A 25,190-nucleotide genomic window follows, 5' to 3' on the forward strand; every position below is an offset into this window, starting at 1 on the left:
ACGATCCAACGAACCCACTACGCAAGGAGCAGCACATGCCCAGCACCACAGTCGCAGTCGGATCCTCGATCGGCCTGCACGCCCGCCCCGCAGCACTGATCGCCGATGCCGTAGCCGAAGCCGGAGTCGACGTCACACTGGCAACAGCGGACTCCGAGCCGGTGGACGCCGGTTCGGCCCTGATGATCATGACGCTCGGCGCCACCAAGGGCACCGAAGTCACCGTCACCAGCGACGACCAAGCAGCACTCGACAAAGTTGCAGCACTCGTCGAAGCAGACCTGGACGCCTAACCAGAGCGCATCGATCGCCGGACGGTGAATCCCACCGCTCCGGCGATCAGCACCACCCCGGCAGCGACGGCAGCTCGGAATTCCCATTCCGAGTCCGTCGCTGTCGTCGTCTGTGCGGGTGCCGCAGGAGCAGCAGGATCGCGGGTCGGCGACGCCGGCGTAGCCGAAGGTGTCGACAGCTCCACCGACGTCAGGTTCGGAATCTTCAGAATGGGCGGCAGCGTTCCGTCGGTCGGTGCGAACCCGGCTTCCGACGCGAGCAGAAGGGAACCGTCGTCCAGGAACGTCGCCGCCTCGCCCTGTGGCTGAGCCGGTAGCGCGACGACGGCTCGGGGTGAGGTGGGGTCGACCAGCGCCGACGCGACGTCCCCGTCGGGCGGACGGAACACATACGCATCGGTGTACGTGCGCACCACGGCGGTCGATCCGTCTGCACTCACCGCTCCCCCGGTAGCCAGGATCGAGCCGACCACGAACGGCGGCCCACCGGCCGTACCGGTGGCCGTGAAAGCCATCTCACCGACCTTGCGCAGCGGCGTCGGGCCCGGACTGCTCAGATCGGTGACGGATTCGTCTCCGGTCGGTACGTATACCCCGCTGACACCCGAGAGTTCCTTGGTGACGATCACCGGCCGACCGCCGGGTTCGATGAGCAGTGTCTCGGCGTCGTGTGCGCCGTCGGGGTAGGCCAGTCGATACAGCTCGCCCGCGCCTGTTTCCGGGTCCATTCGCGTCAGTGCCACAGTGTCGCGGCGCAACTGATTGTCGCCGATGTCGGCCAACCACAGTGAGCCGTCGTACGACGCCATGTCCTCCACGTCGTACGGGTCGACGGGAACGTCGATCCAGCGCTGCACCGCACAATTCGCGTCGAGCACCGCCACCCGATCGTCGGCACCGCTGTCGCCGATCCCGTATACGGTGCCGTCGAGCACCGTCGCACCGGACAGCTCGTCGAGTCCGGGATCGGTTGGTAGACAGTAGGTTGCAACGTCGACCGGCGCGGCCAGGGCGGTCGATGCACAGGTCAGCACGATCGCCGTGCCGACCACGGCCGCGGCACCACCACGCACCACTGCGCGCGGATTCACCGAACTCAGGCGCTGGGTACGGTCGCGGTGAACTCGACGAGGGCGGCCGCAAGTGATTGCGGCACACGAGCTTCGACGCGCGTGCCGTCCGCCTCGTGCGTCGATTGCACTATTCGGCCGTCGGTGTGGATCCGGGCGACCAGGTCGCCGCGGGTGTACGGGACGAGGACGTCGACCAACACATCGGGCTCGGACAGAATGTCGCCGAGGTGATCCCGCAGTGCATCGATGCCTTCACCGGTCTTGGCCGAGACGAATCGTGCGCCGTCGAGCAGGCCACGCAACTGCGTCAGCTGGACCGGATCTGCGGCGTCGATCTTGTTGACCACCAACAACTCCGGTGGCATCTTCGCGTCCTGCTCGCGGACCACCTCGGTGATCAATTCGCGTACTGCTTTGATTTGATCGATCGGTAGCGGATCGGAACCGTCGACCACGTGCAGCAACAGGTCGGCGTCGGTCACTTCCTCCAGCGTGGAGCGGAAGGCCTCGACCAGCTGGGTCGGCAAGTGCCGGACGAATCCGACGGTATCGGTCAGCACGATGGCGCGGCCGTCTTCGAGCGTCGACTTCCGGGTCGTCGGATCGAGGGTTGCGAACAGCGCATTCTGAACCAGCACACCGGAACCGGTCAGCGCGTTCAACAGACTCGACTTGCCCGCATTGGTGTATCCGACGATCGCGATCGACGGCACCGTGCCACTGAGCCGCTGCTCGCGTTTGGTGTCGCGAGCCTGCTTCATGCCTTTGATCTCACGGCGGAGCTTGGCCATGCGCTCACGGATGCGTCGGCGATCGGTCTCGATCTTCGTCTCACCCGGTCCACGAAGACCCACGCCGCCGTTGCTACCGGCGCGTCCACCCGCCTGACGCGACATGGATTCACCCCAGCCGCGGAGCCTGGGCAACATGTATTCCATCTGGGCGAAGGCGACCTGTGCCTTGCCTTCTCGTGACGTCGCGTGCTGCGCGAAGATGTCGAGGATCAGTGCGGTTCGATCGATGACCTTGACCTTGACGACCTTTTCCAGCGCATTGAGCTGGGCGGGCGTCAGTTCGCCGTCGCAGATCACGGTATCGGCCCCGGTCGCGAGCACGATGTCGCGCAGTTCCTTGGCTTTGCCCGAGCCGATGTAGGTTGCAGCGTCGGGTTTGTCCCGGCGCTGCATCAGCGCCTCGAGTACTTCGGAGCCTGCAGTCTCGGCGAGCGCGGCCAGTTCGGTCATGCTGGATTCGGCCTGTGCCGCAGTACCGGTGGTCCATACTCCGACCAGTACGACGCGTTCGAGGCGCAACTGCCGGTACTCGACCTCGGTGACGTCGGCGAGCTCGGTCGACAGTCCGGCGACTCGTCGCAGCGCAGTCCGCTCCTCGAGTTGCATATCGCCCGAGGACGGGGAGTCATCGTCGAGGGGTGAGCGCGCCATCCGCCTCGACCATGCGTCGGACTCCTCGCGGGTCCATGCAGATGCGGTATCGGGTGAACCGTCGGCATCATGGTCGACCGGTTCGCCCGCAGGTGATGTTTCATGTGAGTTCGTCATACAACTCCCATGATCCACGAAAAGCCCAGCGTGTGCACGCGGGTTTCGCTCGGAGCCGGCGCGACGGTCAGGACTGACCGGCGAACCAACGGTCGTCGACCTCTCCCCGGGCGAGCAGTACCGACGGTCCGCGCAGGGTTGCACCGACGTGGTCGATGGCCACTCGGACCCGACCGCCGAGCACACCGACACTCACGTCTCCGGTCTCGAGCCCCTCGTAACTGAGCGCGGCAGCGGCGGCAGCGACGGTTCCGGTGCCACACGAGCGTGTCTCTCCGACGCCGCGTTCGAAGACGCGCATCTCGACTGCACCGTCGTCGAGCCGGGTCAGAATCTCGACGTTCGCACCGTGGGGAAAGAACTCGGAATCGAGAGTCGGCGGAGCGGTGAAGTCCAGCGCCCGCAACGCGGTGCGGTTCAGCGTGGGATCGACGCAGGCCAGATGCGGGTTGCCGACATCGACGCCGATCCCCTCGTACGCTGCACCGGCCAGGGTCGTCGCGCTCGAACCCAGCAGGGTGACGTCGCCCATGGCCACGGTCACGTCGGCATCGGTCTCGTCGTACGAGTGCACCGTCACCGCACGTGCGCCTGCGCGAGAGCCGACCACGAATTGATCGCGCTGCTCGAGATCGTGGACTCGCAGGTAGTGCGCGAAGACTCGGACCCCGTTTCCGCACATCTCGGCGATGGTGCCGTCACCGTTGCGGTAGTCCATGAACCAGTCGTCGGCCTCGACACCGGCCGGGATTCGATCGAGTACACCCGCGTCCCGCAGCACCCCGGCGCGCGCGACACGCAGTACCCCGTCGGCGCCGATCCCCTGCCGTCGATCACACAGCACCGTGACCGCCGACCTGGTGAGTTGGAGCTCGGCACCGGGATCCGGCAGCACGACGAAATCGTTCTGCGTTCCGTGGCCCTTGGCGAATTCCATGTCGGCGAGTCTACGGGGACCGACCTAGCCGAGTTCGATCGCGGACAGCGCATCCGACCGCAGGGTGGGCGATGCGCCGTCGAGCCACCGCACTCGTTCGTCGCGGCGGAACCACGACCGCTGGCGGCGCACATAGCGCCTGGTGCCGATGAACGTCCGCTCACGTGCATGGTCGACGTCGTATTCCCCGGCCAGCACATCGAGCGCCTGGGCGTAGCCGATCGCCCGTGACGCCGTCACCCCGTCGCGCAGGCCGAGCTCCAGCAACCCTTCGACCTCGTCGAGCAACCCGGAATCGAACATGCGCCGAGTACGCAGATCGATCCTCTCGTCCAACTCTGCGGTGTCGCGGTCGACGCCGAGCACCACCGTGCCCCAGCGCGGTTCACCGATGACGGGGGCCGAGGCCGCGAAAGGCCGACCGGTCAATTCGACCACTTCCAAGGCCCGCACCATCCGCCGTCCGTCCGTGGGCAGGATCGACGCGGCAGCGTCCGGGTCGACCTCCGTCAGAGCGCGGTGGATCGCGTCGACTCCGTCGCGTTCGAGCACCGCCTCCCACTTGGCCCGGACGACCGGGTCCGTGGCGGGAAAGGCCCATTCGTCGAGCAGTGATTGGACGTACATCATCGAACCGCCCACGATGATCGGCCGACGGCCACGGGATCGAATGTTCTCGACGTCGGCGACGGCAGCAGATTGGTAACGCGCCACCGTCGCGATATCGGTGACCTCGAGCACATCGAGCTGATGGTGCACGATGCCGCGGCGCTCCGGCACGGTCACTTTCGCGGTACCGATGTCCATCCCCCGGTATTGCTGCATCGCGTCGATGTTGACGATCTCCCCGCCCAGCTCCTCGGCCAGGTCCAGCGCCAGGTCCGATTTGCCCGCTGCGGTCGGTCCGATCACTGCCACCGGTGTCGTGGCCGAATCCTCGGCGGTCGCCCCGGTTTCGTCAGCCACGGGACCAGACTCCGACGAAGTATCCGACACCGAACGGTGCGCCCCGATACAGCTCGGTCGTCGAGACGGGGTCGGTTCCCACGAGTGCGGCGAGCATCTGCACGGCCGGTCGGCCCCGCACGCCGATCGCTGCGCAGAGGCCCTCGTCGAGCTCCGCGAGGGCGTCGACGTCGGCGGTGGCAAGAGCATCGTCGATGCGACGCTGCACGTCCGCGGCGCGCGAATCGAACGACCCCGGTGCCTTCGGGGTGAGGGTGTTCGCGCCGTCTGCCAGCACCAACACTCCCCACCTGTCGTCGGACGCGTCGAGTTCGCGGCGCAGTTGCATCCCAGCGTGCGAGCACCATCGTGCGCTCGCGTCCGCGGGTACCGTGCGGACCTCGATTGCCCTGTCGGCCGCCGCCGCACCGCGCAGCCAGCCGGCGAGGAGAACCGCCAGCGGCAACTCGGGGTCCGGCCCGGACCGTGCCGGCGAACCGGACAGCCGCACCTCCACATCGACGCCGTACCCACGCATGGTGCCGACCGTCGTCTCGTCGTAACGCCCCTCGCCGTCGTCGACGCCGACCGCGAGCCACCGGTCGGCCACCGCGGACAGCTGCTCGACAGCAGACACAGCAGCGGCCCGAAGCTCGGTTGCCTCGGCTGCTGCCCGGCCCATCAGTTCGGGGACCAGTAACGGCGGAGAGGGCACCAGGGCCGCGGCACAGAACACACGTATCACGCTAGTCGGTGACGCGACTTGGCCGGACGAGTCCACCTCGAACCGTCTGAGCTGTTTCAATGGTCCGATCGGTCGTCACCGAGTTCAATGGTGTCCAGATCGCGATCGTAGGCAGCCGTGACGCGCGGCAGAGATGAGGAACAATGACCGACCCGAACGCCGGTACCCCCACCACCCCCGACGCCCCGTCGTCGGTTGCACCCGCCGATCATTCCGGTGGTGACGCGACCATTACACCTTCGACCGGAGGACCCAAGCCAGGTGGCGGCCCCAAGCCCGGCGGCGGACCGAAGCCCGGCGGACCGAGTTCTGCTTCTCCTCGTCCCGGCGCACCCCGCCCCGGTGGCTCCTCGGCAGCCAAGCCACACCCGACGGCCGCGCATGTGCCCACCGTGGTCGCGCCGGCGAGCGATCCGAGCAAGTACGGCCGGGTCGACGACGACGGCACCGCGTGGGTGAGCACCTCGGACGGCGAGCGTCAGGTCGGCTCCTGGCAAGCGGGCGACGCAGCGGAAGGCCTCGCGCATTTCGGGCGGCGCTACGACGATCTGGCCACCGAGGTCGGACTGCTCGAAGCCCGATTGACGTCGGGTACCGGTGATGCCAAGAAAACCAAGGCTGCGGCCTCGGCGCTGCTGGAGAGCCTTCCGACGGCTGCGGTGATCGGCGACCTCGATCTGCTGGCTCGCCGACTCCACGCCGTCGTCGAGCACTCCGACGCAGCAGCGGCGGTCGCCAAGCAGGAGAAAGAGCTCGAACGCGCCGAGCACACTGCCCGTAAGGAAGCCCTCGCCGCCGAGGCCGAGCAGATCGGCAGTGAATCGACGCAGTGGAAGCATGCCGGGGATCGGCTGCGCGAAATTCTGGACGAATGGAAGACGATCCGCGGGGTGGATCGAAAGATCGACGATGCGCTGTGGAAGCGGTACTCGAAGGCCAGGGAGAACTTCAACCGGCGTCGTGGTGCGCATTTCGCCGATCTCGATCGGGAGCGAGGAGCAGCCAAGACCCGCAAGGAAGAGCTGGTCGAGCGCGCAAAAGCGTTGTCCTCGTCCACCGATTGGGGTCCCACTGCAGCCGCATTCCGAGACCTGTTGGTGGAGTGGAAAGCGTCGGGCCGAGCTCCGCGGGACGCCGACGACGCATTGTGGAAGAACTTCAAGGCCGCCCAGGACGTGTTCTTCGCGGCACGCAACGCCGCGGCGTCGGAGCGCGACGCGGAATTCGAGGCCAACGCCGAGGCCAAGGAAGCATTGTTGGCGAAGACACATATCGATCCGAGCAAGGACCTCGACGCTGCTCGTGCGGCGCTGCGTGATCTGCAGGACAAGTGGGACGCCATCGGCAAGGTTCCGCGCGAGAAGATGCAGGAACTCGAAGGCAAGCTCCGCGCGATCGAGAAGACCGTCCACGACGCCGTGGAGTCTCAGTGGCGTCGGTCCGACCCCGAGGCGGTTGCCCGCGCGGCTCAGTTCCGTGAGCGAGTGGCCCAGTTCGAGGATCAAGCGGCCAAGGCGACGGCGGCAGGCAAGACCAAGGACGCCGAACGGGCGCGTGCGCAGGCCCAGCAGTGGCGTGAATGGGCCGATGCCGCGGAAAGTGCCGTCGACGAGTTGTGACCTGCAGTGCGGGCGGCCACATGAACTCAGGGGTTCGAGTGGCCGTCCCACAGGCGTAGCTTCTGCTCGCCCGACGCCGCCGCGATACGGCGCTGTTCCTGAGCGGCGAGCTGAGAGTTGGTCTTGTTCCATACGGCTTTGAGCCAATGGAACGTCAGCACCATCACCGCGATCCACGCAATGACGAGACCGATGCCCGGTCCGCCGCCCTGCAGGTTGTCCGGCACGGTCTGCCGCGTCCAGATCGAGAGCATCCCGTACACCGACGACACCGCACACCCGGCGAGGGCGGCCCAGGCCAGCGCCCAGACGCGGGTGACCAGCGCGAGCACCGACATCACCACACCGAACGTCAGCACCAGCACGACGAAAACGCGCGACGGCAGGGCAATCGATTCCGCGACCGCTGCGTCGCTGCCCGTCAGCACGTCGAATCCGGTGGCCGATCCGGTGTGCGGCAACGCGAACGTGACCAACAGAACCAGCACAAGACCGGCCACCACCATGGCTCGCGCTCCCGGATCCAGCTCGGTCATCACCGCTCGCTCGGTTCGTCCGAGTTCCTCGGCGGTTCGCGAGGGTACGACGCGATCGGGTCCATCTGTGTCTGTCATACGGTGCATCCTGTCTGAACCGGAAGCGGTGCCGGGGCACCGATCGAGGGAAGTCCGAGACCGACCCCGATCGGGGCCGTCTTCGGCATGATGCCGCGTTCGTGGGCGTCGCCTGCCGCGGTCCGTCGGTGCGTCAGCACTCCGGCGTCGGCGATCAGGTGGTACGGGGCCGCGGCGGTCAGGGTCGTCGTGACGACGTCGCCCGGGCGAATGTCGCCCGCCCGCTCGGCGTCGACGGCGAAGTGCACCAGTCGGCCGTCCCTGGCTCGTCCGCTCATCCGATGAGTTGCGTTGTTCTTGCGCCCCTCACCGGTGGCGACGAGCAATTCGACCTCGGTGCCGATCAGGGCCTGATTCGCGGCCAGGACGATCTCCTCCTGCAACGCGATCAACCGCAGATACCGTTCCTGTACAACCTCTTTCGGTACCTGATCGGGCATGTCGGCCGCCGGGGTGCCCGGCCGCTTGGAGTACTGGAAGGTGTACGCGTTGGCGAACTTCGCACGCCGCACCACCTCGAGCGTCTGCTCGAAGTCTTCTTCGGTCTCACCGGGGAAACCGACGATGATGTCGGTGGTGATGGCCGCGTGCGGCATGGCCGCGCGAACCTTGTCGATGATGCCGATGAACTTCGTCTGTCGATAGGACCTGCGCATCGCCTTGAGGATTCGGTCCGAGCCGGACTGCAGCGGCATGTGCAGAGTGGGACAGATGTTCGGGGTCGATGCCATCGCCTCGATGACGTCGTCGGTGAACTCGGCCGGATGCGGAGACGTGAACCGCACTCGCTCGAGTCCTTCGATGGATCCGCACGCGGTCAGCAGCGCGGCGAACGCCCCGCGGTCGCGAGGCAGATCGGGGTCGGCGAACGAGGCACCGTAGGCGTTGACGTTCTGCCCCAGCAGCGTCACCTCGAGCACGCCCTGGTCCACCAAAGCCTGTACCTCGGCAAGGATGTCGCCCGGCCTGCGGTCGATCTCCTTGCCGCGCAGCGCCGGAACGATGCAGAACGTGCAGGTGTTGTTGCAGCCCACCGAAATCGATACCCAGCCGGCGTACGCGGACTCCCGCTTGGCCGGCAGGGTGGACGGGAAGGCGTCGAGAGACTCGAGTATCTCGACCTGAGCCTGCTCGTTGTGCCGGGCGCGCTCGAGCAGTACCGGCAGCGACCCGATGTTGTGCGTACCGAAGACCACGTCCACCCACGGAGCCCTGTCCACGACGGTGTTGCGGTCCTTCTGTGCCAGGCAACCGCCGACGGCGATCTGCATGTTGGGGTTCCGCGTCTTCGCGGGCCGGAGCATGCCGAGATTTCCGTACAGCTTGTTGTCCGCGTTCTCGCGTACAGCGCACGTGTTGAACACGACGAGATCTGCGTCGGTACCGGCGTCGGCGGGCACGTAACCGGCCTCTTCGAGCAGCCCGGACAGGCGTTCGGAATCATGAACGTTCATCTGGCAGCCGTGTGTGCGCACCTCGTAGCTGCGGGCACCTGCCGCCGATGGGGCACTGGCCGTCTCGGGGTCGACGCTCCCGCGATCGGTCACGTCCACGGTCGAAAAAACACTCGTTTGCACCCCTTCAGGGTACGTCCATCGCACGGGCGGACACGCCGGGGTCACGGGGCCCTCCGCGGACTGTGCAGGCGCTAAGCGTGCCGACAGTAAAGTTTCCATTACATAATCGAAGACTGCGGGCGAAAACGCCGGTCGGCGAGGAAACTACGCATAGGGTTTCCACCTATGACGCACGCCACCGACGCCCCGGCAGCGACACCACCGCCGGGCGCCCCTTCGATGATCTCGCTCAAATCCGTCGACAAGCACTTCGGTGATCTGCACGTACTCAAGGACATCAATCTCGAAGTGCCGGCCGGCCAGGTCGTCATCGTCGTGGGTCCGTCCGGATCCGGCAAGTCGACGCTGTGCCGGACGATCAACCGGTTGGAGCCGATCGATTCCGGTGCCATCGAGGTCGACGGGGATCTACTCCCCGCCGAGGGCAAGGCCCTCGCTGCACTGCGTGCGGATGTCGGCATGGTGTTCCAGTCGTTCAACCTCTTCGCACACAAGACCATTCTGCAGAACGTCATGCTGGCACCGATGAAGGTGAGAAAGCTCAAGAAGGACGAGGCCGAGAAGAGCGCACTGGCTCTGCTCGAACGCGTCGGCATCGCCAACCAGGCAGACAAGTACCCGGCTCAGCTGTCGGGTGGTCAGCAACAGCGCGTGGCCATCGCCCGCTCACTCGCCATGAACCCCAAAGTGATGCTCTTCGACGAGCCCACCTCGGCCCTGGATCCGGAGATGGTCAACGAGGTACTCGACGTCATGACCTCGCTGGCCAAGGAGGGCATGACAATGCTCGTCGTCACCCACGAGATGGGCTTCGCCCGCAAGGCAGGCGACCGAGTCATCTTCATGGCCGACGGTGCCGTCGTCGAGGACACCGATCCCGAAACCTTCTTCAAGTCCCCGAAGTCCGAACGCGCCAAGGACTTCCTCGGCAAGATCCTCGGTCACTGATCAGATTCACCGCTCGTCCCCGTACGTACGACCTATCCGAAGGACATTCACTGTGAGAATCACCCGACCGCTTCGCCTCGGTGTCGCCATCGCCGCTCTGTCCATCGTCGCCACCGCCTGCGGCGGCGGCGAAGAAGCGCGCACCATCTCGAGCAGCGCCGAGAACGGCAGCCTCATCGTCGGCATCAAGTTCGATCAGCCGGGCCTCGGCCTCCGCAATCCGGACGGCTCGTTCAGCGGCTTCGACGTCGAGGTGGCCAAGTACGTCGCAGGCAAGCTCGGTGTCGACGAGGCGAACATCGAATTCAAGGAATCCCCGTCCGCGCAGCGCGAGACGCTGATCCAGAACGGTGAGGTCGACTACATCGTCGCCACCTACTCCATCACCGACACCCGCAAGGAGAAGGTCGGCTTCGCCGGACCGTACTTCGTGGCAGGTCAGTCGCTCCTGGTGAAGCAGGACAACACCGACATCACCGGTCCCGATTCACTCGAGGGCAAGAAGCTGTGCTCGGTCACCGGTTCCACTCCGGCACAGAACATCGCCGACGAGTACCCGGGAGTCCAGCTTCAGCCGTTCGACACCTACTCCGCCTGCGTCGAAGCACTGCGCAACGGCACCGTGGACGCCGTCACCACCGACGACATCATCCTTGCCGGTTACGCCGCTCAGTCCCCCGGTCAGTTCAAGGTGGTCGGTGAGCCCTTCACCACGGAGAACTACGGCATCGGCCTGAACAAGGACGACACCGACGGACGCAACAAGATCAACGACGCCATCGAAGAGATGGTGACCAGCGGTGCCTGGGAGCAGGCGTTCAACGACACCGTCGGCGCGTCGGGCTACCCGCTGCCGAGCCCGCCCACCGTCGACCGCTACTGATCGACTGCTACTGATCGACCACGCCGTCGTGTCCCGCTCGTCGCGGGCGGGACACGACGGCTCGATCTCGCCGAGCCGTGAGGATCAACAAGCACCGTGAACCTATTGAGCAAGTACGGCGATCAACTGATCGACGCGTTCCTCTCGACCATCTACCTGACGTTGGCATCCCTCGTCGGTGCATTGGTCATCGGAACGATCATCGCCGCGATGCGCGTATCACCCATTCCGATTGCGCGCGGAATTGCGGCGACGTACGTCACCATCTTTCGTAACACCCCCTTGACCCTGATCATTCTGTTCACCTCGTTCGGGCTGTATCAGACAATGGGCGTTTCTCTGGCGTCGGAGTCCTCACCGACGTCACTCGACGACAACAACTTTCGATTGGCAATCCTCGGGCTGAGCATCTACACCGCGTCGTTCGTGGCCGAGTCACTGCGATCGGGCATCAACACCGTCCCGGTGGGGCAGGCCGAAGCGGGCCGCTCGCTGGGAATGACGTTCACCCAGAACATCTCGATCGTCGTTCTTCCTCAGGCGTTCCGCGCGGTGGTCGGCCCGCTGGGAAGCGTCGTGATCGCGTTGACGAAGAACACGACCATCGCATCGGTCATCGGCGTCGCCGAGGCGTCGTTCCTGATGAAGAACATGATCGAGAACGAGGCCGCGATCTTCGTCGTCGGCGGAATCTTCGCGCTCGGCTTCATGATCTTGACGCTCCCGACCGGGTTGCTGTTCGGCTACATCAGCAAGCGATTGGCGGTGTCATGATGAGTGATGCAGTAGCAGTTCTGTACGACGTTCCCGGACCCAAAGCGGTACTGCGATACCGCATTCTGACTGTCGTCGTCGCGGTGATCTCGCTCGGAATCGCATTTCTGATCTACCGCGCCCTCGACTCGAAGGGGCAGCTCACTGCCGAGAAGTGGGACCCGTTCCTCGAATCGACAACGTGGACCACGTACCTGTTGCCCGGTATTCAGGGAACTCTGGTCGCGGCGGCATTGTCGATCGTGTTCGCCCTGATTCTCGGTGCCGTCCTTGGCATCGGCCGCCTCTCGGATCACCGCGCTGTACGGATCGTCAGCGGTGCGATCGTCGAATTGTTCCGTGCAGTTCCCGTGCTGATCCTGATGATCTTCCTGTACGCGGTGTACGCCGATTACGAGGTCTTCAAGGTCAAGTACCTGGCGTTGGCCGCGGTGGTCACCGGCCTCACTCTGTACAACGGATCGGTCATCGCCGAGATCGTACGTGCCGGAGTCAATTCACTGCCGAAGGGTCAGCGCGAAGCCGCCTCGGCGCTGGGCATGCGCAAGAGCCAGGTCATGACCCTGGTACTGCTCCCCCAGGCCGTGACCGCGATGCTGCCCGCCATCATCTCGCAGATGGTGGTGGCACTGAAGGACTCGGCGCTGGGATACATCATCGGGTACGTCGAAGTCGTCCGTTCCGGTCAGCAGGTCGGCGCGTTCTACAGCAACTACCTCCCGTCGCTGATCATCGTCGCCGTCATCATGATCATCATCAACTCGGCGTTGACGAAACTGGCGACCGTTGTCGAGCGTCGTCTGCGATCGCGAAAGCGTAAGGGCGGCACCGCCGCTGTCGTGCCTGCACTCGACGGCGGTCAAGCGGCCTGAGCTCCGCACCGTTCGGCTACATAGCAGTATGGCCCGCAACACCGATGGTGTTGCGGGCCATACTGTTTCTCGACTACCTGGACTCGATGTGGACGATCACATCGAATCTGGGCCGTCGAAGTCTTCGGTGTCGGCTCCCACGCGATCGAGTTGTTCCTTGACCACGGCGAATGCCATTCCCTGCGAGTAGCCGCGGCGGGCCAGCATCCCGACCAACTTGCGCACCACTTTGTCGCGTTCGGCTCGTGCGTCGGGCCCGTTCGGATCCGGCAGATGCAGCGTTCGGAATCGTTTGCGCACCAACTCCGCAGCACGCTGCCGCTCGTCTTCGGCATCGATCAGATCCAGGGCGTTCACGGCCAACTCGTTGCTGACACCTTTGTTCCGCAGCTCCATGCTCAGGGCGCGTTTGCCCTTGCCGGAGTACTTGTGCCGAGATTGAACCCACTGCTCCGCGAACGACTCGTCGTCGACGAGTTTCGCCTTCTCGAGTCGGTCGAGCACTGCGGTGGAGACCTCGTGGGTGAAACCCTTCTTGGACAAGCTGGCTTCGAGTTCGTGTCTGCTGCGTGCCCGGTCGGTCAGCAGCCGAAGGCAGACGTCTTTCGCCTGCGCTTCGGTGCCGCCGCCGTTGTCTCGCTGCTGCACAGCGAACCCAGGTTAGAAGTCGACCGGAGCAGCTGCGGGCTCCTCTGCGGTGACGTCCGCACCGATCTGCAGCTTCTCCATGATCTTCTTCTCGATTTCGTCACGCACATCGGGATTCTCGAGCATGAACTTACGGGCGTTCTCCTTGCCCTGTCCGAGCTGATCGCCTTCGTAGGTGAACCACGAGCCCGACTTGCGGATGAACCCGTGCTCGACACCCATGTCGATCAACGAGCCTTCACGGCTGATGCCCTTGCCGTAGATGATGTCGAATTCGGCCTGCTTGAAAGGCGGGGCGACCTTGTTCTTGACGACCTTGACACGGGTGCGGTTACCGATGGCCTCGGTTCCGTCCTTCAGCGTCTCGATCCGACGGATGTCCAGACGTACCGAGGCATAGAACTTCAATGCCTTACCACCGGTGGTGGTTTCGGGGGAACCGAACATGACGCCGATCTTTTCGCGCAACTGGTTGATGAAGATCACGGTGGTGCCGGAGTTGCTCATGGCACCGGTGATCTTGCGCAGCGCCTGGCTCATCAGACGAGCCTGCAGACCCACGTGACTGTCACCCATCTCGCCTTCGATCTCGGCGCGCGGTACCAGTGCGGCCACCGAGTCGACGACGAGGATGTCGAGGGCACCGGAGCGAATCAACATGTCGGCGATTTCCAGGGCCTGCTCACCGGTGTCGGGCTGCGAGACCAACAGTGCGTCGGTGTCGACACCGAGCTTCTTCGCGTAGTCGGGGTCGAGCGCGTGCTCGGCATCGATGAACGCGGCGATTCCGCCGGCACGCTGAGCGCTGGCCACCGCGTGCAATGCGACGGTGGTCTTACCCGAGGACTCAGGACCGTAGACCTCGATGACTCGGCCGCGGGGCAGACCTCCGATGCCGAGTGCCACGTCGAGCGCGATCGATCCCGTGGGGATGACGGCGATGGGCTGACGGACCTCGTCGCCGAGGCGCATCACCGAGCCCTTACCGAAATTCTTGTCGATCTGCGCGAGTGCGAGATCGAGCGCTTTGTCGCGGTCGTATGCAGCCATCGTGAGCTCCCTGTGTCGTTTCGTTCAGCTGTGTCTGTCGATCAGCTTGTTGGCGGTAACGCTAGAACGGGGTACCGACAAGAAGTTCTTCGAGACCGGCCAGCAACCGTTGACATCAGCATAGGCGAACACGTGTTCGAGTCAACTACCACGGCTTTCGACACGCCGAGCGACTCGAGCCGATGCGGTGGAGCTACCAACGTTCCTTGGGCACATCGAACTCGTAACAGATCGACCGCCATACTTCCCGCGGGTCGACACCGTCTTCGATGGCCTGCGCGCCCGTCCGTCCGATACCGGACAGCACATGATCGGCGAGCAGGGAATTGCCTCGAACGGAGCCGAACTCCTCGGTGAGCAGTTCACGAAATTCGGTCAGACGCACATCGATCAGCCTAACGCCCGCCCTCGGCGTCGCTACCGGCGAGCACCTCGCGGCAGACCGAGACAGGATCCTCGACGTGATGCGCGCCTGCAGCCGCCGAGGTCGCTGCCGCCGCATGACGAGGGTCGGACAGCACGGCGGACACGGCGTCGGCAATTGCACCCGCGGTGGCGGGGCGCACCAGTACGGCACTCCCCTGCCGAACGGCCCGGTTCGCCAGCTCCCACTGATCGCCGCCGCCCGGCACGGTGACCACTGGAACTCCGTGGATGAGCGCCTTGGCCAACATGCCGTGACCACCTCCGCACACCACGACATCGGCGCGGCGCAGCAATTCGTCCTGGCGACCGAGTCCGGCATTCGCCCATTCCGGCACGTCGTCGGGGCCCCCGTCGAGCACCGAGGCCACTACCCGGACGCCTGTGCCGTCCAATCCCTTCAGAGCCATCTCCAACATTCCCTCGGCCCCGGTGAACGCCGTCGACGGGGCCACCATCACCAGCGGCGTATCGCCGGCGGGGACGTCGAGCAATTCGTCGGTGGGCTCCCACAGCAGTGGCCCCACCACATGGGCATCCCTCGGCCAGTCGGGCCGCGGCACTTCGAGTGCGGGAATGGTGGCGATGAGCCGAGCAGCCGGCCCGGGATCGCGTGCGGGGAGTCCGATGCTCACTCGGGCGTCGGCGCGCTGTTGCTGCCCGCGGGCGATAGAGCGCGCCGTCAACGCGCGCATCACCGTATCGCGAAGACGACCCCGAACACCGCGTCCGGGCGCGAGCCCACTTCCGATGGGCGGCAACCCCTTCGATGGCGAATACAGCGGGTGGGGCGAGAGCTCGACCCAGGGAATTCCCAATCGCTCGGCAGCCATTCCGCCTCCGGCCGTGAGAATATCGGAGACCACCAGATCGACGTTCTCGCGCTCGAGGTCCGGCAACAGTTCTGTCGCGACATAGGCTGCGCGCGAATGAATTCGCTGCCCGGCATCGAGATCGTCGTCCTCCGGTCGCGGCAGCAGGCCACCCAGTGGGAGCGTGCGAAGACCGGCCGCTCTGGCGTCGCCGACCCACCGGCTTCCGGTGAACAGGACCGGATCGTCACCCGCCCGCTCGAACAACAGCGACAAGGCGATAGCGGGAAACGCATGTCCTGGGTCCGGGCCGGCCACCACTGCTACTCGCACGCGCTCAGCGTGCCACATCGCCGCGCTGGACGATCACCGATCGTGCCGGGCAGCGGCACCGACGGTCAGGCTTTGTCGGGACGAAGGTAGGCGTCGACGGCGTCCGCCATCTGGCGTACCACCTCTCCACCCGGAACCCGTTCGGACACCATCTCGGCGGACTGGACGGCGGACTGGACCATGAGCAGGACGAGCGTCGCCAGGGTATTCGGATCCCCGTCGCGGATCGACGAATCACGTTGTCCCGCTTCGACAAGACGCGCCACCGCATCGATGATCAACGATTGGCTGGTACCGAGGCGGTGCAGAATGTAGGTCGCGAGCACGTCCGAGTCCGACCGCAGAATCTTGACGAACAGCGGATGCTGCCTTATTCGATCTCCCGCCTGAACCACAGCAACGACGATCTGCTCGCGTCCGGACGTGGTGGCGTCGAAGTCGGGAATCAGGGCAGCGATCTCACGGGTGAGCAGGCTCGACACCACTGCTCGGGTATCGGCCCACCGCCGGTACACCGTGGGCCTGCTGACTTTGGCGCGTCGTGCGATCTCGGCGAGGGTCGTACGCTTGACTCCTCGTTCGAGGATGCACGATCGTGCGGCGTCGAGAACGGTGTCCTCCACCGACTTCTCGGGTGCTGCCTCCGGGGAGGACTCGACCGAGGCGGGAGTCGACACCTGCTGCTCGATCACAGATCACCCTTCGCACAACGGTCGGAAGTAAAGTACTTCACTCGGAAACATTTCGTGTCGTTACTATACCTCACAGTAACAGCGACACCATGTCGCACAGTGACCGTCGGCCCGTCCGTCCGTATTCTTCGGTGCCATTGTCGGGTGCCGATCACGCCGCCGACCTCCGCAGGAAACCTCGACCCTGGCAAGCTGATCGAGTGACCGACGAATTCGAGCTTGCATGACGCGATCGGTGACCGTTCTGACCAATCCCACGGCCGGCGGTGGTCGAGCAGTCCACGCAGCACGGCGCGCCGTGACGCGTCTGCGCGAGCGTGAACTCGACGTCTCGACCGTCGAGGGCCGAACGGCGGGTGATGCGCTGGAGTTGTTGAAGCGAGCCGTCGGGTGCGGGACGGATGCCGTCGTTGCCGTGGGCGGCGACGGGGTCGTCAATCTCGCGTTACAGGTGATCGCGGGAACCGACACTCCGCTCGGACTGATTCCTGCGGGCACAGGCAACGATTTGGCCCGGACGCTCGGGGTCCCCCTCGACGATCCCACCCGCGCAGCGGATCTCGTGGTCGACGGAGTCGTGACGTCGATAGATCTCGGTAGGGTCGGGACGCGCTGGTTCGGTACGGTCCTGTCGAGCGGCTTCGATTCACTGGTCACCGAGCGCGCCGGCCGCCTGCAGTGGCTTGCCGGCCCGCTGCGGTACAACGCGGCCATGATATTGCAGTTGGCTGCTCTCCGAACACTTTCGTACACAATAGAATTGGATGACGCCGAGCTGCACCTGGATGCCGTTCTCGTCGCCGTCGGAAATGGCAGCAGCTACGGCGGCGGCATGGCCATCTGCCCGACCGCACGAGTGGACGACGGGCTGTTCGCCATCACTGTCGTCCGGGATGTGAGTCGAACGCGATTGCTTGCGCTGTCGCCGACGTTGTATCGGGGTGCCCACGTCGACCTTCCGGAGGTCGAGGTCTACAGCGCCCGGAACGTGACCGTGCACTGCGACGACATGGTGGCGTACGCAGACGGCGAACGCATCGCAGAATTACCCGTCACGATCGAATGCGTGCCGCGTGCGTTGCGAGTGTTCGTCGGAGCGGATTCCCCACTGCGCACGTAACGCGGTCGGCAGTCAGTATTTCAGCGACGAACGGTCGTGACCGGAGGAGATGGCCTTGTACAGCCACACCAGCCCGAAGACGATGGCCCCGGCCACGACCAACCAGAACAAGCCCTTGATGATGCTGCCCAGCAAGGCAAGTGCGATCCAGACGAGAACGATGAATCCGAGAATCTTCCAGAACATGAACGGCTCCTACCGTGTGACGCGCACCGGGTCGTATCGCGCTATGTCGATACTGGCAGCCGATCACGGCGAACACATCGGGGTGAACCCTGATCTTCTCACCGGTGTCGTGACCGGATTTCGTCGAGTTCGGTGAGCGCGTCGGCCCACCCTTGCAGTCGATCGGTGGCAGACAACAATTCTCGGCGATGAGATTCCACCACGTTCTTCGACGTGGACCCGGCCGGTCCGGTCATCCGTGCTGCAGCGGCGACGAGATCCTCGTACTGATCCACTCCGGCAGCGAGATCGCTTGCCGCAGCCTCGATTCCGGGCCGCAGATGCGTGCGTGTCGACGAGCTTGCCGCTCCCGCACGTTCGAGGGCCGCAATATCGACGGCAACACCTTCCAAGCCCCTCACCGCATCCGAGGCAACGCCGATCATCTCTTCGACGTCCTCGGCGGCGATGGTGCCCGATCGCGCCAGAATTCCGAGCAGCTCGAACAGACTCTGCTCTGCGCCTGCCAAACGTGACATCGGCTCGAAGGCGGCAGATCCACGCTGCGGTAACGAACGCCTGCCGGGCAGTCCCACCGGAACCGGTTGACCTCGCAGTCGCCGCAAACGACCGAAGGCGAACACAGCAGGAACGGCCAACAGCGCGGCAGAACCACCACCGACGAACAGAGTCCATTCCGGAGCCGACAAGGCTGCGATCCCCGCAGTACTCACCGCAGTGGTCGTCGACGCGGCCCCGAACCTGATACTTCGCCGGCGAGCCCGTCGAATCTTCTTCAGGTGCTTGGCACGTGGATCCTTACGACGGCCGGCGGCATCGAGCAGTGAGGTTCCTGCGGCCCGCGCTGTCTCGGCCAGAGACCGGACCACCGCTCCGGATTCGGCAACGGCGGCTGTCACCGTCTCCCTGTCCAGCGAAACGGCCGGCCGCTTACGCGACCGGCCGGGTTCGTGATTCTTGTTGCTCATGCGTCGGAACTACTGTCTACTCGAACGAACTTCGCGTTCGGTCGATCACGCCTGTGCCGGCGGCTCGGGCGTTGCGTCCGGGGCCTTGGCGATCGACGGCTTGGCGGCGGAATTACCCGTGGGCAGGGAGTCACCGGCCATGGAGGCACGGATCTGCTCGAGCCGACTGTGACCGGCCATCTGCACAGATGCCTGCTGAACCTCGAGCATGCGTCCAGACACGGAGTTCTGAGCGAGCTCGGCGGAACCGAGCGCGTCTGCGTAGCGACGCTCGATCTTGTCGCGTACCGCATCGAGACTCGGGGTGTTTCCCGGTGCCGACAACGTGCTGTCCATCGAGCGCAGCGATTCGCTGACCTTCTCCTGCATCTTCGCCTGCTCGAGCTGGCTGAGCAGTTTGGTGCGCTCGGCGACCTTCGACTGCAGGGCCATCGCGTTCTGCTCGACGGCTTTCTTGGCCTGTGTGGCAGCCTGCAGAGACTGGTCGTGCAGAACCTTGAGGTCCTCGACGCTCTGCTCGGCAGTCACGAGCTGAGCCGCGAACGCCTCGGCCGCGTTGGTGTACTGCGTGGCCTTCTCGACGTCACCTGCAGTGGCGGCCTGATCGGCCAGCGTCACGGCCTGACGAGCGTTGGCGTTGAGCTTCTCGACCTCGTCCAGCTGCCTGCTGAGCTTCATTTCGAGCTGACGCTGATTGCCGATGACGGACGCCGCCTGCTGCGACAGCGCCTGGTGCTGCCGCTGCGCGTCTTCGATCGCCTGCTGAATCTGAACCTTGGGGTCGGCCTTCTCGTCGATCTTGGAATTGAAGAGCGCCATCATGTATTTCCAGGCCTTGACGAAAGGATTAGCCATGGGGTGGTCCTGCCTCCATCTGTTGCGCCGCGGTGGCCGCGTACGGGTCGGCTGCTGTCGCAGTGACCGAAATGAACCTGTCAGTGCAGTGATGTTCGGGTGATTCGGTGGGGCCGGCAGCCGACTTCGGCTACTCGTTCGATCTTAGGCGGCGGCGAGAGCTCTGGCAGCAGGTGCCGGAATCACGACTCGTGTATCTCCGTCGATGCGGGTGGCCACAGCCGATTCCTCGGCACGGACAGCAGCGGTGGATGCATCCGACAGCGTGATACTCACGTCGCTCATCACGTCGGAGAGAGGAACGGCGAGAGCATCGCAGATCGCTGCGAGCAGTTCGCTCGACGCTTCCTTGCGACCACGCTCCACCTCGGAGAGGTAGCCGAGGCTCACACGCGCGGTGTTCGAGACTTCACGCAGGGTGCGGCTCTGTGCGACGCGAGTACGCCGCAAACTGTCGCCGAGTGCTTCACGCAATAGCAGCGCCATCTCGCTCCTCCTCGTTGGTGCTGTTGCCGACGACTGTGCCGTCGAGACGACCACGTTCGTATCGTTCGTTCGGAGCCGTCGTAGGGTCAACGTCCCAGCCGGCCCGATTGGTTCCCGACCCTATATGCCCGTCGCCTCCGACACGCGCCGAAGGGGCTCCGACACGGCTGTCAGAACTGTAACTTCCCGCATCGCCTCGTGGACGCCCGTCGAATGCACTCACACCGAGGACACACCCCGGCGCAACCGAATCGCCTGAACCACGTAGTCCAGGCCGGTGTACACGGTCAGCAGAACCGCCAGAGCCATCAGCGCCACCGCCACTGGATCGACTGCGCTGGGCAGCGGACACAGATACACGCCGATCGCGAATGTCTGGACCAGTGTCTTGACCTTGCCGCCACGACCGGCCGGAATGACTCCGTGACGAATGACGGCGAAACGGACCGCAGTGATGCCTATTTCGCGTACCCCGATGATCGCCGTCACCCACCAGGACAGATCGCCCAACATCGACAGTCCGACGAGGGCAGCGCCGATCAGCGCCTTGTCGGCGATGGGGTCGGCCATCTTCCCGAAATCGGTGACGAGTCCGTACTTGCGGGCGAGTTGGCCGTCGATCCGGTCGGTGATGGCCGCTGCGGCGAAGATCGCCGTCGCCGCCAACCGCCACGAGGTGTCGTGACCGTCTCCGACGAACAGTGCCGCAAGAAAGACCGGAACCAGAGCGATGCGCAGCACGGTCAGCACGTTGGCGATGTTGAGCAGCGGGACGGCGTCCGATCCGCCCGGAGCAGCGTTGCCGTGCGGCAGCCCCGCACTGGGCGAGGCACCGCCGGATGGAACACCGTGGCCCGGCGCTGTCGGGCCGGTCACGAAGCCGCTTCTCGGCCGCGGACCGGACATTCGATGGTGTGTGGGCGTTCGGGCAGCACCGACCCGTCGAGACGGGGACACTGCTCGCTGAACGACACACGGAAAGTTTATCGGTTGCATCGGTGACTACTGTTCACCACATGACTTCTGGGCCGAATCGGGCGAGTCGCGACACTGCCGATCCCGAATCCGACGAGTATTCCGACACCGTGGACGGCACGTCCATCGGCGACGCCACCCTGGTCGTGCGTCGAGCCCGAACCTCCGACATTCCCGAGATCAAGCGGCTGATCGACATCTACGCGGGCCGAATCCTGCTCGAGAAGAACCTGGTGACGCTGTACGAGGCAGTGCAGGAGTTCTGGATTGCCGAGCGCGCAGGCGAAGTCATCGGATGCGGAGCTCTGCACGTGCTCTGGGCGGACCTGGGTGAGGTACGCACGGTGGCAGTCGACCCCGCAGCCAAGGGGCACGGAGCCGGCCACCTGATCGTCGCCAAACTCATCGAGGTGGCACGCGAGCTCGCGCTGCAGAAGGTGTTCGTGCTGACCTTCGAAGTGGATTTCTTCGCCCGGCACGGCTTCTCCGAAATCGAGGGAACGCCCGTCACTGCCGAGGTGTACGCGGAGATGTGCCGGTCCTACGACACCGGCGTCGCAGAGTTTCTCGACCTGAGCTACGTCAAGCCGAACACATTGGGCAACACGCGCATGCTGCTCTCGCTCTGACAGAATTCTCCGGACACCCCTCGAATCCGGAAGTGAGCTCCATGCCCCTGATCGCCGTCACCTACACGTACTCCCCCACGACCACCGAGGGCCGCGACACCCATCGCGCCGCACACCGGGCGTGGCTGGCCGACTTGTTGGAGAAGAAGACGCTCGTCTCCAGTGGCCCGTTCGCCGACGACAGCGGCGCTCTGCTGCTCGTGGACGGCCCGGACGCCGCATCCGTGAAATCACTGTTCGCCCAGGATCCCTTCGCGGTCGAGAACCTCATCGAGTCGGCAGACTTCCACGAATGGACACCGGTGATGGGCGCGTTCACGGCCTGAGTCTGCTCGCCCACCCGTTCTGCGTGAATGGACCATTGCACCGCCCAGACGGCTGCAATGGTCCATTCACGCAGGTGTAGAGCCCGTCAGAACTCCTCGGACGCCGGCTGCTCGTCCGGGTCCCCGCCCTTGATGGACCACAGCAATCCGTCGAGTTCGTCGGGCTTGACGAGTACTTCGCGGGCTTTCGAGCCCTCGCTCGGACCCACGACGCCGCGGTTCTCCATGAGGTCCATCAGTCGTCCTGCCTTGGCGAATCCGACCCGTAGCTTGCGCTGCAGCATCGACGTGGAACCGAACTGGCTGGTGACGACGAGTTCGACGGCTTGCAGCAGCACGTCGAGGTCGTCACCGATGTCGGGGTCGACGTCCTTCTTGTCCGAGACCTTCGCGGCGGTGACGGTGTCGTTGTACTCGGGCTCGGCCTGATTCTTGGCGAAGTCGACGACGGCCGAGATTTCCTCGTCCGTGATGAACGCACCCTGCAGACGCGTCGGCTTGCCCGCACCCATCGGCAGGAACAGCGCGTCGCCCATGCCGATCAATTTTTCGGCTCCGGGCTGATCGAGGATGACTCGCGAGTCGGTCAACGACGACGTGGCGAATGCCAGACGTGAGGGCACGTTCGTCTTGATCAGACCGGTGACGACGTCGACGGACGGACGCTGCGTGGCGAGCACCAGGTGGATACCTGCGGCGCGCGCCTTCTGGGTGATGCGCACGATCGCTTCCTCGACGTCGCGAGGAGCGGTCATCATCAGGTCGGCAAGCTCGTCGACGATGGCCAGGATGTAGGGGTACGGCCGGTAGACGCGTTCGCTGCCCAACGGTGCGGTGATCTCGCCGGACCGCACCTTCTTGTTGAAGTCGTCGATGTGCCGGACCTTGTTGATCTGCATGTCCTGGTAGCGCTGCTCCATCTCCTCGACCAGCCAGGCCAGGGCCGCGGCAGCCTTCTTCGGCTGCGTGATGATCGGCGTGATGAGGTGCGGGATGCCCTCGTACGGCGTCAACTCGACCATCTTCGGGTCGATCAGAATCATCCGGACCTCGTCGGGTGTCGCCCGTGCCAGCAGCGACACGAGCATCGAGTTCACGAAGCTCGATTTACCCGAACCGGTGGATCCCGCCACCAGCAGGTGCGGCATCTTCGCCAGGTTGGCACTGACGAAATCGCCTTCGATGTCCTTGCCGAGTCCGATCACCAGAGGGTGGTGATCCTTGCGGGTCGACGGGGCGGTCAGCACATCGGCCAGGCGGACCATCTCGCGATCCGAGTTCGGCACCTCGATACCGACGGCGGACTTGCCGGGGATCGGGGCGAGCAATCGCACGTTGTCGGTCGCGACCGCGTAGGCGATGTTGCGAGCCAGCGCAGTGATCTTCTCGACCTTGACGCCCGGTCCGAGCTCCACCTCGTAGCGGGTGACCGTCGGTCCGCGGGTGAATCCGGTGACCGCAGCGTCGATCTTGAACTGCTCGAGTACCTCGGAGATGGCCTCGATCATCGCGTCGTTCGCCTGGCTGCGCGTCTTGGGCGGATCGCCGTCGATGAGCAGCGACAACGACGGCAGCGTGTAGTCGCCGTCGACGACGCGATCGACGACGATCTTGTCGTCGTCGGCAGCCGGCTTGGGTTCGGCGGCCTTGACGATCGGCTTGGGCTTCGGCCGCGGGGGCGCGGCAGGCTCGGGCACCGGGACCGGTGCGGCCGCGGCAGGCGTCATGACCTCGGTGGGGGCCTCCGGTGCCGGTGCAGGGGTCTTGCGAGCGCGTGATGGCTTGACGACCGGGATGTGCTCCTCGGTCGGGTAGTTGTCGTACGGGTCGGTGGTGCCGTGCACCGGGTATCCGTCGGCGTCGAAGTTCGAGTCGTAGTCGCCGTAGCCCTCGTCGCCGAATTCCGAACCGAAATCGGCCGGGTCGTACTCGTCGTATTCGTCGCCTCGACTGTCGGTACCGAACAGTGCCCGCATCCGGTCCGGTACGTCTCGTACCGTGGTGCCGGTGAGCAGCAGCACGCCGAACAGGCCGGCGAGCAGCAGCAACGGTACGGCGAGCCACACCGTCAGGCCGTCGGCGATGGGTCCTCCCGCAACGTAGCCGACGAAGCCCGCTCCCTCGGACCGGCCGGTGGCGTCGGTCGGTGACCCCGCCGCCATGTGCCACAGCCCGAGAACGGGCAAGCCCAGCAGTATCGAGCCCAGAACCAGGCGTGGTCTGACGTCGGGGCGAGGCTCCGAACGCATCAGCACGACGGCGATCGCGACCCCCAGCACGGGTGCGACATAGCCGGCGTCGCCGATCACGGCACGGATCCCTACCTCGATCCACTCACCGACCGGGCCGCCGGCACTGAACCACACGCTTGCGGCGACGACTACGCTGACGGCGATGAGCCCGAGGGCGATTCCGTCACGTCGGTGACCGTGCTCGATGTCCGCGGCCTTGCTGACGGTGCGTGTGGTGGCACCGACACCTCGTGCCGCCATCGACCATGTGGACGCGATTCCGCGACCGATCGCGTCGAGCGCACCGCGGGACTTCTTCTTCGCGGGGGGCCGCCGCGACGCCGCACCTCTCGCAGGTGCCTTACCGCGAGACGATGCGCTTGCCCGCGTGGTCGCCGGGTTGCGCGGTGCGGTGGGCTTCTTCGGTGTCGTGACGGTTCGAGCCGTGCGGCCGGTACCGGACTTACGAGAGGTACCGGACGCGCGCGAGGAGCCGGATCCGCTGGATCCGGCCCTGGCGGTGGAGGTGCTGGTCTTTCCTGCCATGCCCCCAGGCTAGTCGCAACAGCCCCGTCGAAACCATCCGCAACACCAGTAACAACGACGGATGTGCG

27 protein-coding genes are annotated in these 25,190 nt (G+C 65.1%); 9 read left to right on the top strand and 18 right to left on the bottom strand.

Annotation, left to right across the window (positions count from 1 at the left end):
- The first annotated feature begins 35 nt into the window (after positions 1–35).
- The gene (locus tag CH285_RS20080; RefSeq protein WP_027496848.1) at positions 36–293 is read left to right on the top strand and encodes an HPr family phosphocarrier protein; all 258 of its coding nucleotides are present in this window, start codon (positions 36–38) and stop codon (positions 291–293) included.
- Here CH285_RS20080 and CH285_RS20085 read toward each other — a convergent pair.
- The 5 genes from CH285_RS20085 to CH285_RS20105 form a co-directional block, all read right to left on the bottom strand.
- Positions 290–1,384, bottom strand: coding sequence for a hypothetical protein (locus CH285_RS20085; RefSeq protein ID WP_094642982.1), 1,095 nt, complete (start codon positions 1,382–1,384; stop codon positions 290–292). The genes CH285_RS20080 and CH285_RS20085 overlap by 4 nt on opposite strands.
- A 5-nt stretch (positions 1,385–1,389) precedes the next feature.
- Complete coding sequence (gene hflX / locus CH285_RS20090) at positions 1,390–2,811, bottom strand: GTPase HflX (RefSeq protein ID WP_255032475.1); 1,422 nt, start codon at positions 2,809–2,811, stop codon at positions 1,390–1,392.
- A 184-nt stretch (positions 2,812–2,995) separates the two neighbouring features.
- Complete coding sequence (gene dapF / locus CH285_RS20095; protein WP_032372566.1) at positions 2,996–3,865, bottom strand: diaminopimelate epimerase; 870 nt, start codon at positions 3,863–3,865, stop codon at positions 2,996–2,998.
- A 24-nt stretch (positions 3,866–3,889) separates the two neighbouring features.
- Positions 3,890–4,831 carry a tRNA (adenosine(37)-N6)-dimethylallyltransferase MiaA gene (miaA, locus tag CH285_RS20100; RefSeq protein WP_094622481.1) on the bottom strand — a complete coding sequence of 314 codons (942 nt, stop codon included), beginning with the start codon at positions 4,829–4,831 and terminating at the stop codon, positions 3,890–3,892.
- The gene (locus CH285_RS20105) at positions 4,824–5,546 is read right to left on the bottom strand and encodes a class III extradiol dioxygenase subunit B-like domain-containing protein (RefSeq protein ID WP_032372567.1); all 723 of its coding nucleotides are present in this window, start codon (positions 5,544–5,546) and stop codon (positions 4,824–4,826) included. The genes miaA and CH285_RS20105 overlap by 8 nt, the downstream gene beginning before the upstream one ends.
- 152 nt (positions 5,547–5,698) lie before the next feature.
- Here CH285_RS20105 and CH285_RS20110 point away from each other — a divergent pair, with 152 nt between their 5' ends.
- Positions 5,699–7,174 (top strand): DUF349 domain-containing protein, encoded by a 1,476-nt coding sequence (locus tag CH285_RS20110; protein ID WP_230595122.1) that lies wholly within the window; start codon positions 5,699–5,701, stop codon positions 7,172–7,174.
- A 26-nt stretch (positions 7,175–7,200) separates the two neighbouring features.
- Here the strand turns inward: CH285_RS20110 and CH285_RS20115 are convergent, their stop codons facing one another.
- Together CH285_RS20115 and miaB are read right to left on the bottom strand one after the other, a co-directional pair.
- Positions 7,201–7,788, bottom strand: coding sequence for an Rv2732c family membrane protein (locus tag CH285_RS20115; protein ID WP_032366619.1), 588 nt, complete (start codon positions 7,786–7,788; stop codon positions 7,201–7,203).
- The gene (gene miaB, locus CH285_RS20120; protein WP_094643072.1) at positions 7,785–9,335 is read right to left on the bottom strand and encodes a tRNA (N6-isopentenyl adenosine(37)-C2)-methylthiotransferase MiaB; all 1,551 of its coding nucleotides are present in this window, start codon (positions 9,333–9,335) and stop codon (positions 7,785–7,787) included. The genes CH285_RS20115 and miaB overlap by 4 nt, the downstream gene beginning before the upstream one ends.
- 249 nt (positions 9,336–9,584) lie before the next feature.
- Between miaB and CH285_RS20125 the strand changes: the two genes are divergently transcribed.
- From CH285_RS20125 to CH285_RS20140, 4 genes are all read left to right on the top strand, one after another.
- Complete coding sequence (locus tag CH285_RS20125) at positions 9,585–10,313, top strand: amino acid ABC transporter ATP-binding protein (protein ID WP_174557262.1); 729 nt, start codon at positions 9,585–9,587, stop codon at positions 10,311–10,313.
- 52 nt (positions 10,314–10,365) lie between these two features.
- Positions 10,366–11,196, top strand: coding sequence for a glutamate ABC transporter substrate-binding protein (locus CH285_RS20130; protein ID WP_027496838.1), 831 nt, complete (start codon positions 10,366–10,368; stop codon positions 11,194–11,196).
- A gap of 96 nt (positions 11,197–11,292) precedes the next feature.
- The gene (locus CH285_RS20135; RefSeq protein ID WP_027496837.1) at positions 11,293–11,970 is read left to right on the top strand and encodes an amino acid ABC transporter permease; all 678 of its coding nucleotides are present in this window, start codon (positions 11,293–11,295) and stop codon (positions 11,968–11,970) included.
- Positions 11,970–12,842: an amino acid ABC transporter permease gene (locus CH285_RS20140; RefSeq protein ID WP_027496836.1), complete on the top strand. Its 873-nt coding sequence runs from the start codon at positions 11,970–11,972 to the stop codon at positions 12,840–12,842. The genes CH285_RS20135 and CH285_RS20140 overlap by 1 nt, the downstream gene beginning before the upstream one ends.
- A gap of 96 nt (positions 12,843–12,938) precedes the next feature.
- On the opposite strand, the gene CH285_RS20145 is transcribed toward CH285_RS20140, so the two are convergent.
- The 5 genes from CH285_RS20145 to CH285_RS20165 all read right to left on the bottom strand — a co-directional run bounded on the left by CH285_RS20145 (position 12,939) and on the right by CH285_RS20165 (position 16,785).
- Positions 12,939–13,490 (bottom strand): regulatory protein RecX, encoded by a 552-nt coding sequence (locus CH285_RS20145; protein ID WP_032370124.1) that lies wholly within the window; start codon positions 13,488–13,490, stop codon positions 12,939–12,941.
- Between the two features lie 12 nt (positions 13,491–13,502).
- Positions 13,503–14,540 carry a recombinase RecA gene (recA, locus tag CH285_RS20150; protein WP_027496834.1) on the bottom strand — a complete coding sequence of 346 codons (1,038 nt, stop codon included), beginning with the start codon at positions 14,538–14,540 and terminating at the stop codon, positions 13,503–13,505.
- Between the two features lie 193 nt (positions 14,541–14,733).
- Entirely contained in the window at positions 14,734–14,925 is a 192-nt protein-coding gene (locus CH285_RS20155) for a DUF3046 domain-containing protein (RefSeq protein ID WP_027496833.1), read from the bottom strand.
- Between the two features lie 10 nt (positions 14,926–14,935).
- Positions 14,936–16,108: a glycosyltransferase gene (locus CH285_RS20160; protein WP_094643073.1), complete on the bottom strand. Its 1,173-nt coding sequence runs from the start codon at positions 16,106–16,108 to the stop codon at positions 14,936–14,938.
- 65 nt (positions 16,109–16,173) lie between these two features.
- A complete protein-coding gene (locus tag CH285_RS20165; protein ID WP_032366616.1) occupies positions 16,174–16,785 on the bottom strand; it encodes a TetR/AcrR family transcriptional regulator in 612 nt (203 codons plus the stop codon).
- Positions 16,786–17,023: 238 nt separating this feature from the next.
- On the opposite strand from CH285_RS20165, the gene CH285_RS20170 reads away from it, so the two are divergent.
- Positions 17,024–17,920, top strand: a complete 897-nt coding sequence (locus CH285_RS20170; RefSeq protein WP_027496830.1) for a diacylglycerol kinase — start codon at positions 17,024–17,026, stop codon at positions 17,918–17,920.
- Between the two features lie 12 nt (positions 17,921–17,932).
- Here CH285_RS20170 and CH285_RS28035 read toward each other — a convergent pair whose 3' ends face one another.
- The 5 genes from CH285_RS28035 to pgsA form a co-directional block, all read right to left on the bottom strand.
- Positions 17,933–18,106, bottom strand: coding sequence for a hypothetical protein (locus CH285_RS28035; protein WP_027496829.1), 174 nt, complete (start codon positions 18,104–18,106; stop codon positions 17,933–17,935).
- A 98-nt stretch (positions 18,107–18,204) separates the two neighbouring features.
- Positions 18,205–19,074, bottom strand: coding sequence for a phage shock envelope stress response protein PspM (gene pspM / locus CH285_RS20175; RefSeq protein ID WP_230591973.1), 870 nt, complete (start codon positions 19,072–19,074; stop codon positions 18,205–18,207).
- A gap of 45 nt (positions 19,075–19,119) precedes the next feature.
- Positions 19,120–19,929, bottom strand: coding sequence for a PspA/IM30 family protein (locus tag CH285_RS20180; RefSeq protein ID WP_027496827.1), 810 nt, complete (start codon positions 19,927–19,929; stop codon positions 19,120–19,122).
- Between the two features lie 144 nt (positions 19,930–20,073).
- Positions 20,074–20,415, bottom strand: coding sequence for a helix-turn-helix domain-containing protein (locus tag CH285_RS20185; RefSeq protein ID WP_027496826.1), 342 nt, complete (start codon positions 20,413–20,415; stop codon positions 20,074–20,076).
- Between the two features lie 219 nt (positions 20,416–20,634).
- Entirely contained in the window at positions 20,635–21,321 is a 687-nt protein-coding gene (pgsA, locus tag CH285_RS20190) for a CDP-diacylglycerol--glycerol-3-phosphate 3-phosphatidyltransferase (RefSeq protein WP_371828142.1), read from the bottom strand.
- Between the two features lie 110 nt (positions 21,322–21,431).
- Between pgsA and CH285_RS20195 the strand changes: the two genes are divergently transcribed.
- Entirely contained in the window at positions 21,432–22,019 is a 588-nt protein-coding gene (locus tag CH285_RS20195) for an amino-acid N-acetyltransferase (protein WP_228139205.1), read from the top strand.
- A 41-nt stretch (positions 22,020–22,060) separates the two neighbouring features.
- On the top strand, positions 22,061–22,345 hold the full coding sequence (locus CH285_RS20200; protein WP_094642985.1) for a YciI family protein: 285 nt from the start codon (positions 22,061–22,063) through the stop codon (positions 22,343–22,345).
- Between the two features lie 86 nt (positions 22,346–22,431).
- Here the strand turns inward: CH285_RS20200 and CH285_RS20205 are convergent, their stop codons facing one another.
- Complete coding sequence (locus CH285_RS20205; protein ID WP_176458528.1) at positions 22,432–25,122, bottom strand: FtsK/SpoIIIE family DNA translocase; 2,691 nt, start codon at positions 25,120–25,122, stop codon at positions 22,432–22,434.
- Positions 25,123–25,190 lie beyond the last annotated feature (68 nt).

It is taken from the genome of Rhodococcus sp. 05-2256-B1 (assembly GCF_002258465.1).
Lineage (GTDB): Bacteria > Actinomycetota > Actinomycetes > Mycobacteriales > Mycobacteriaceae > Rhodococcoides > Rhodococcoides fascians.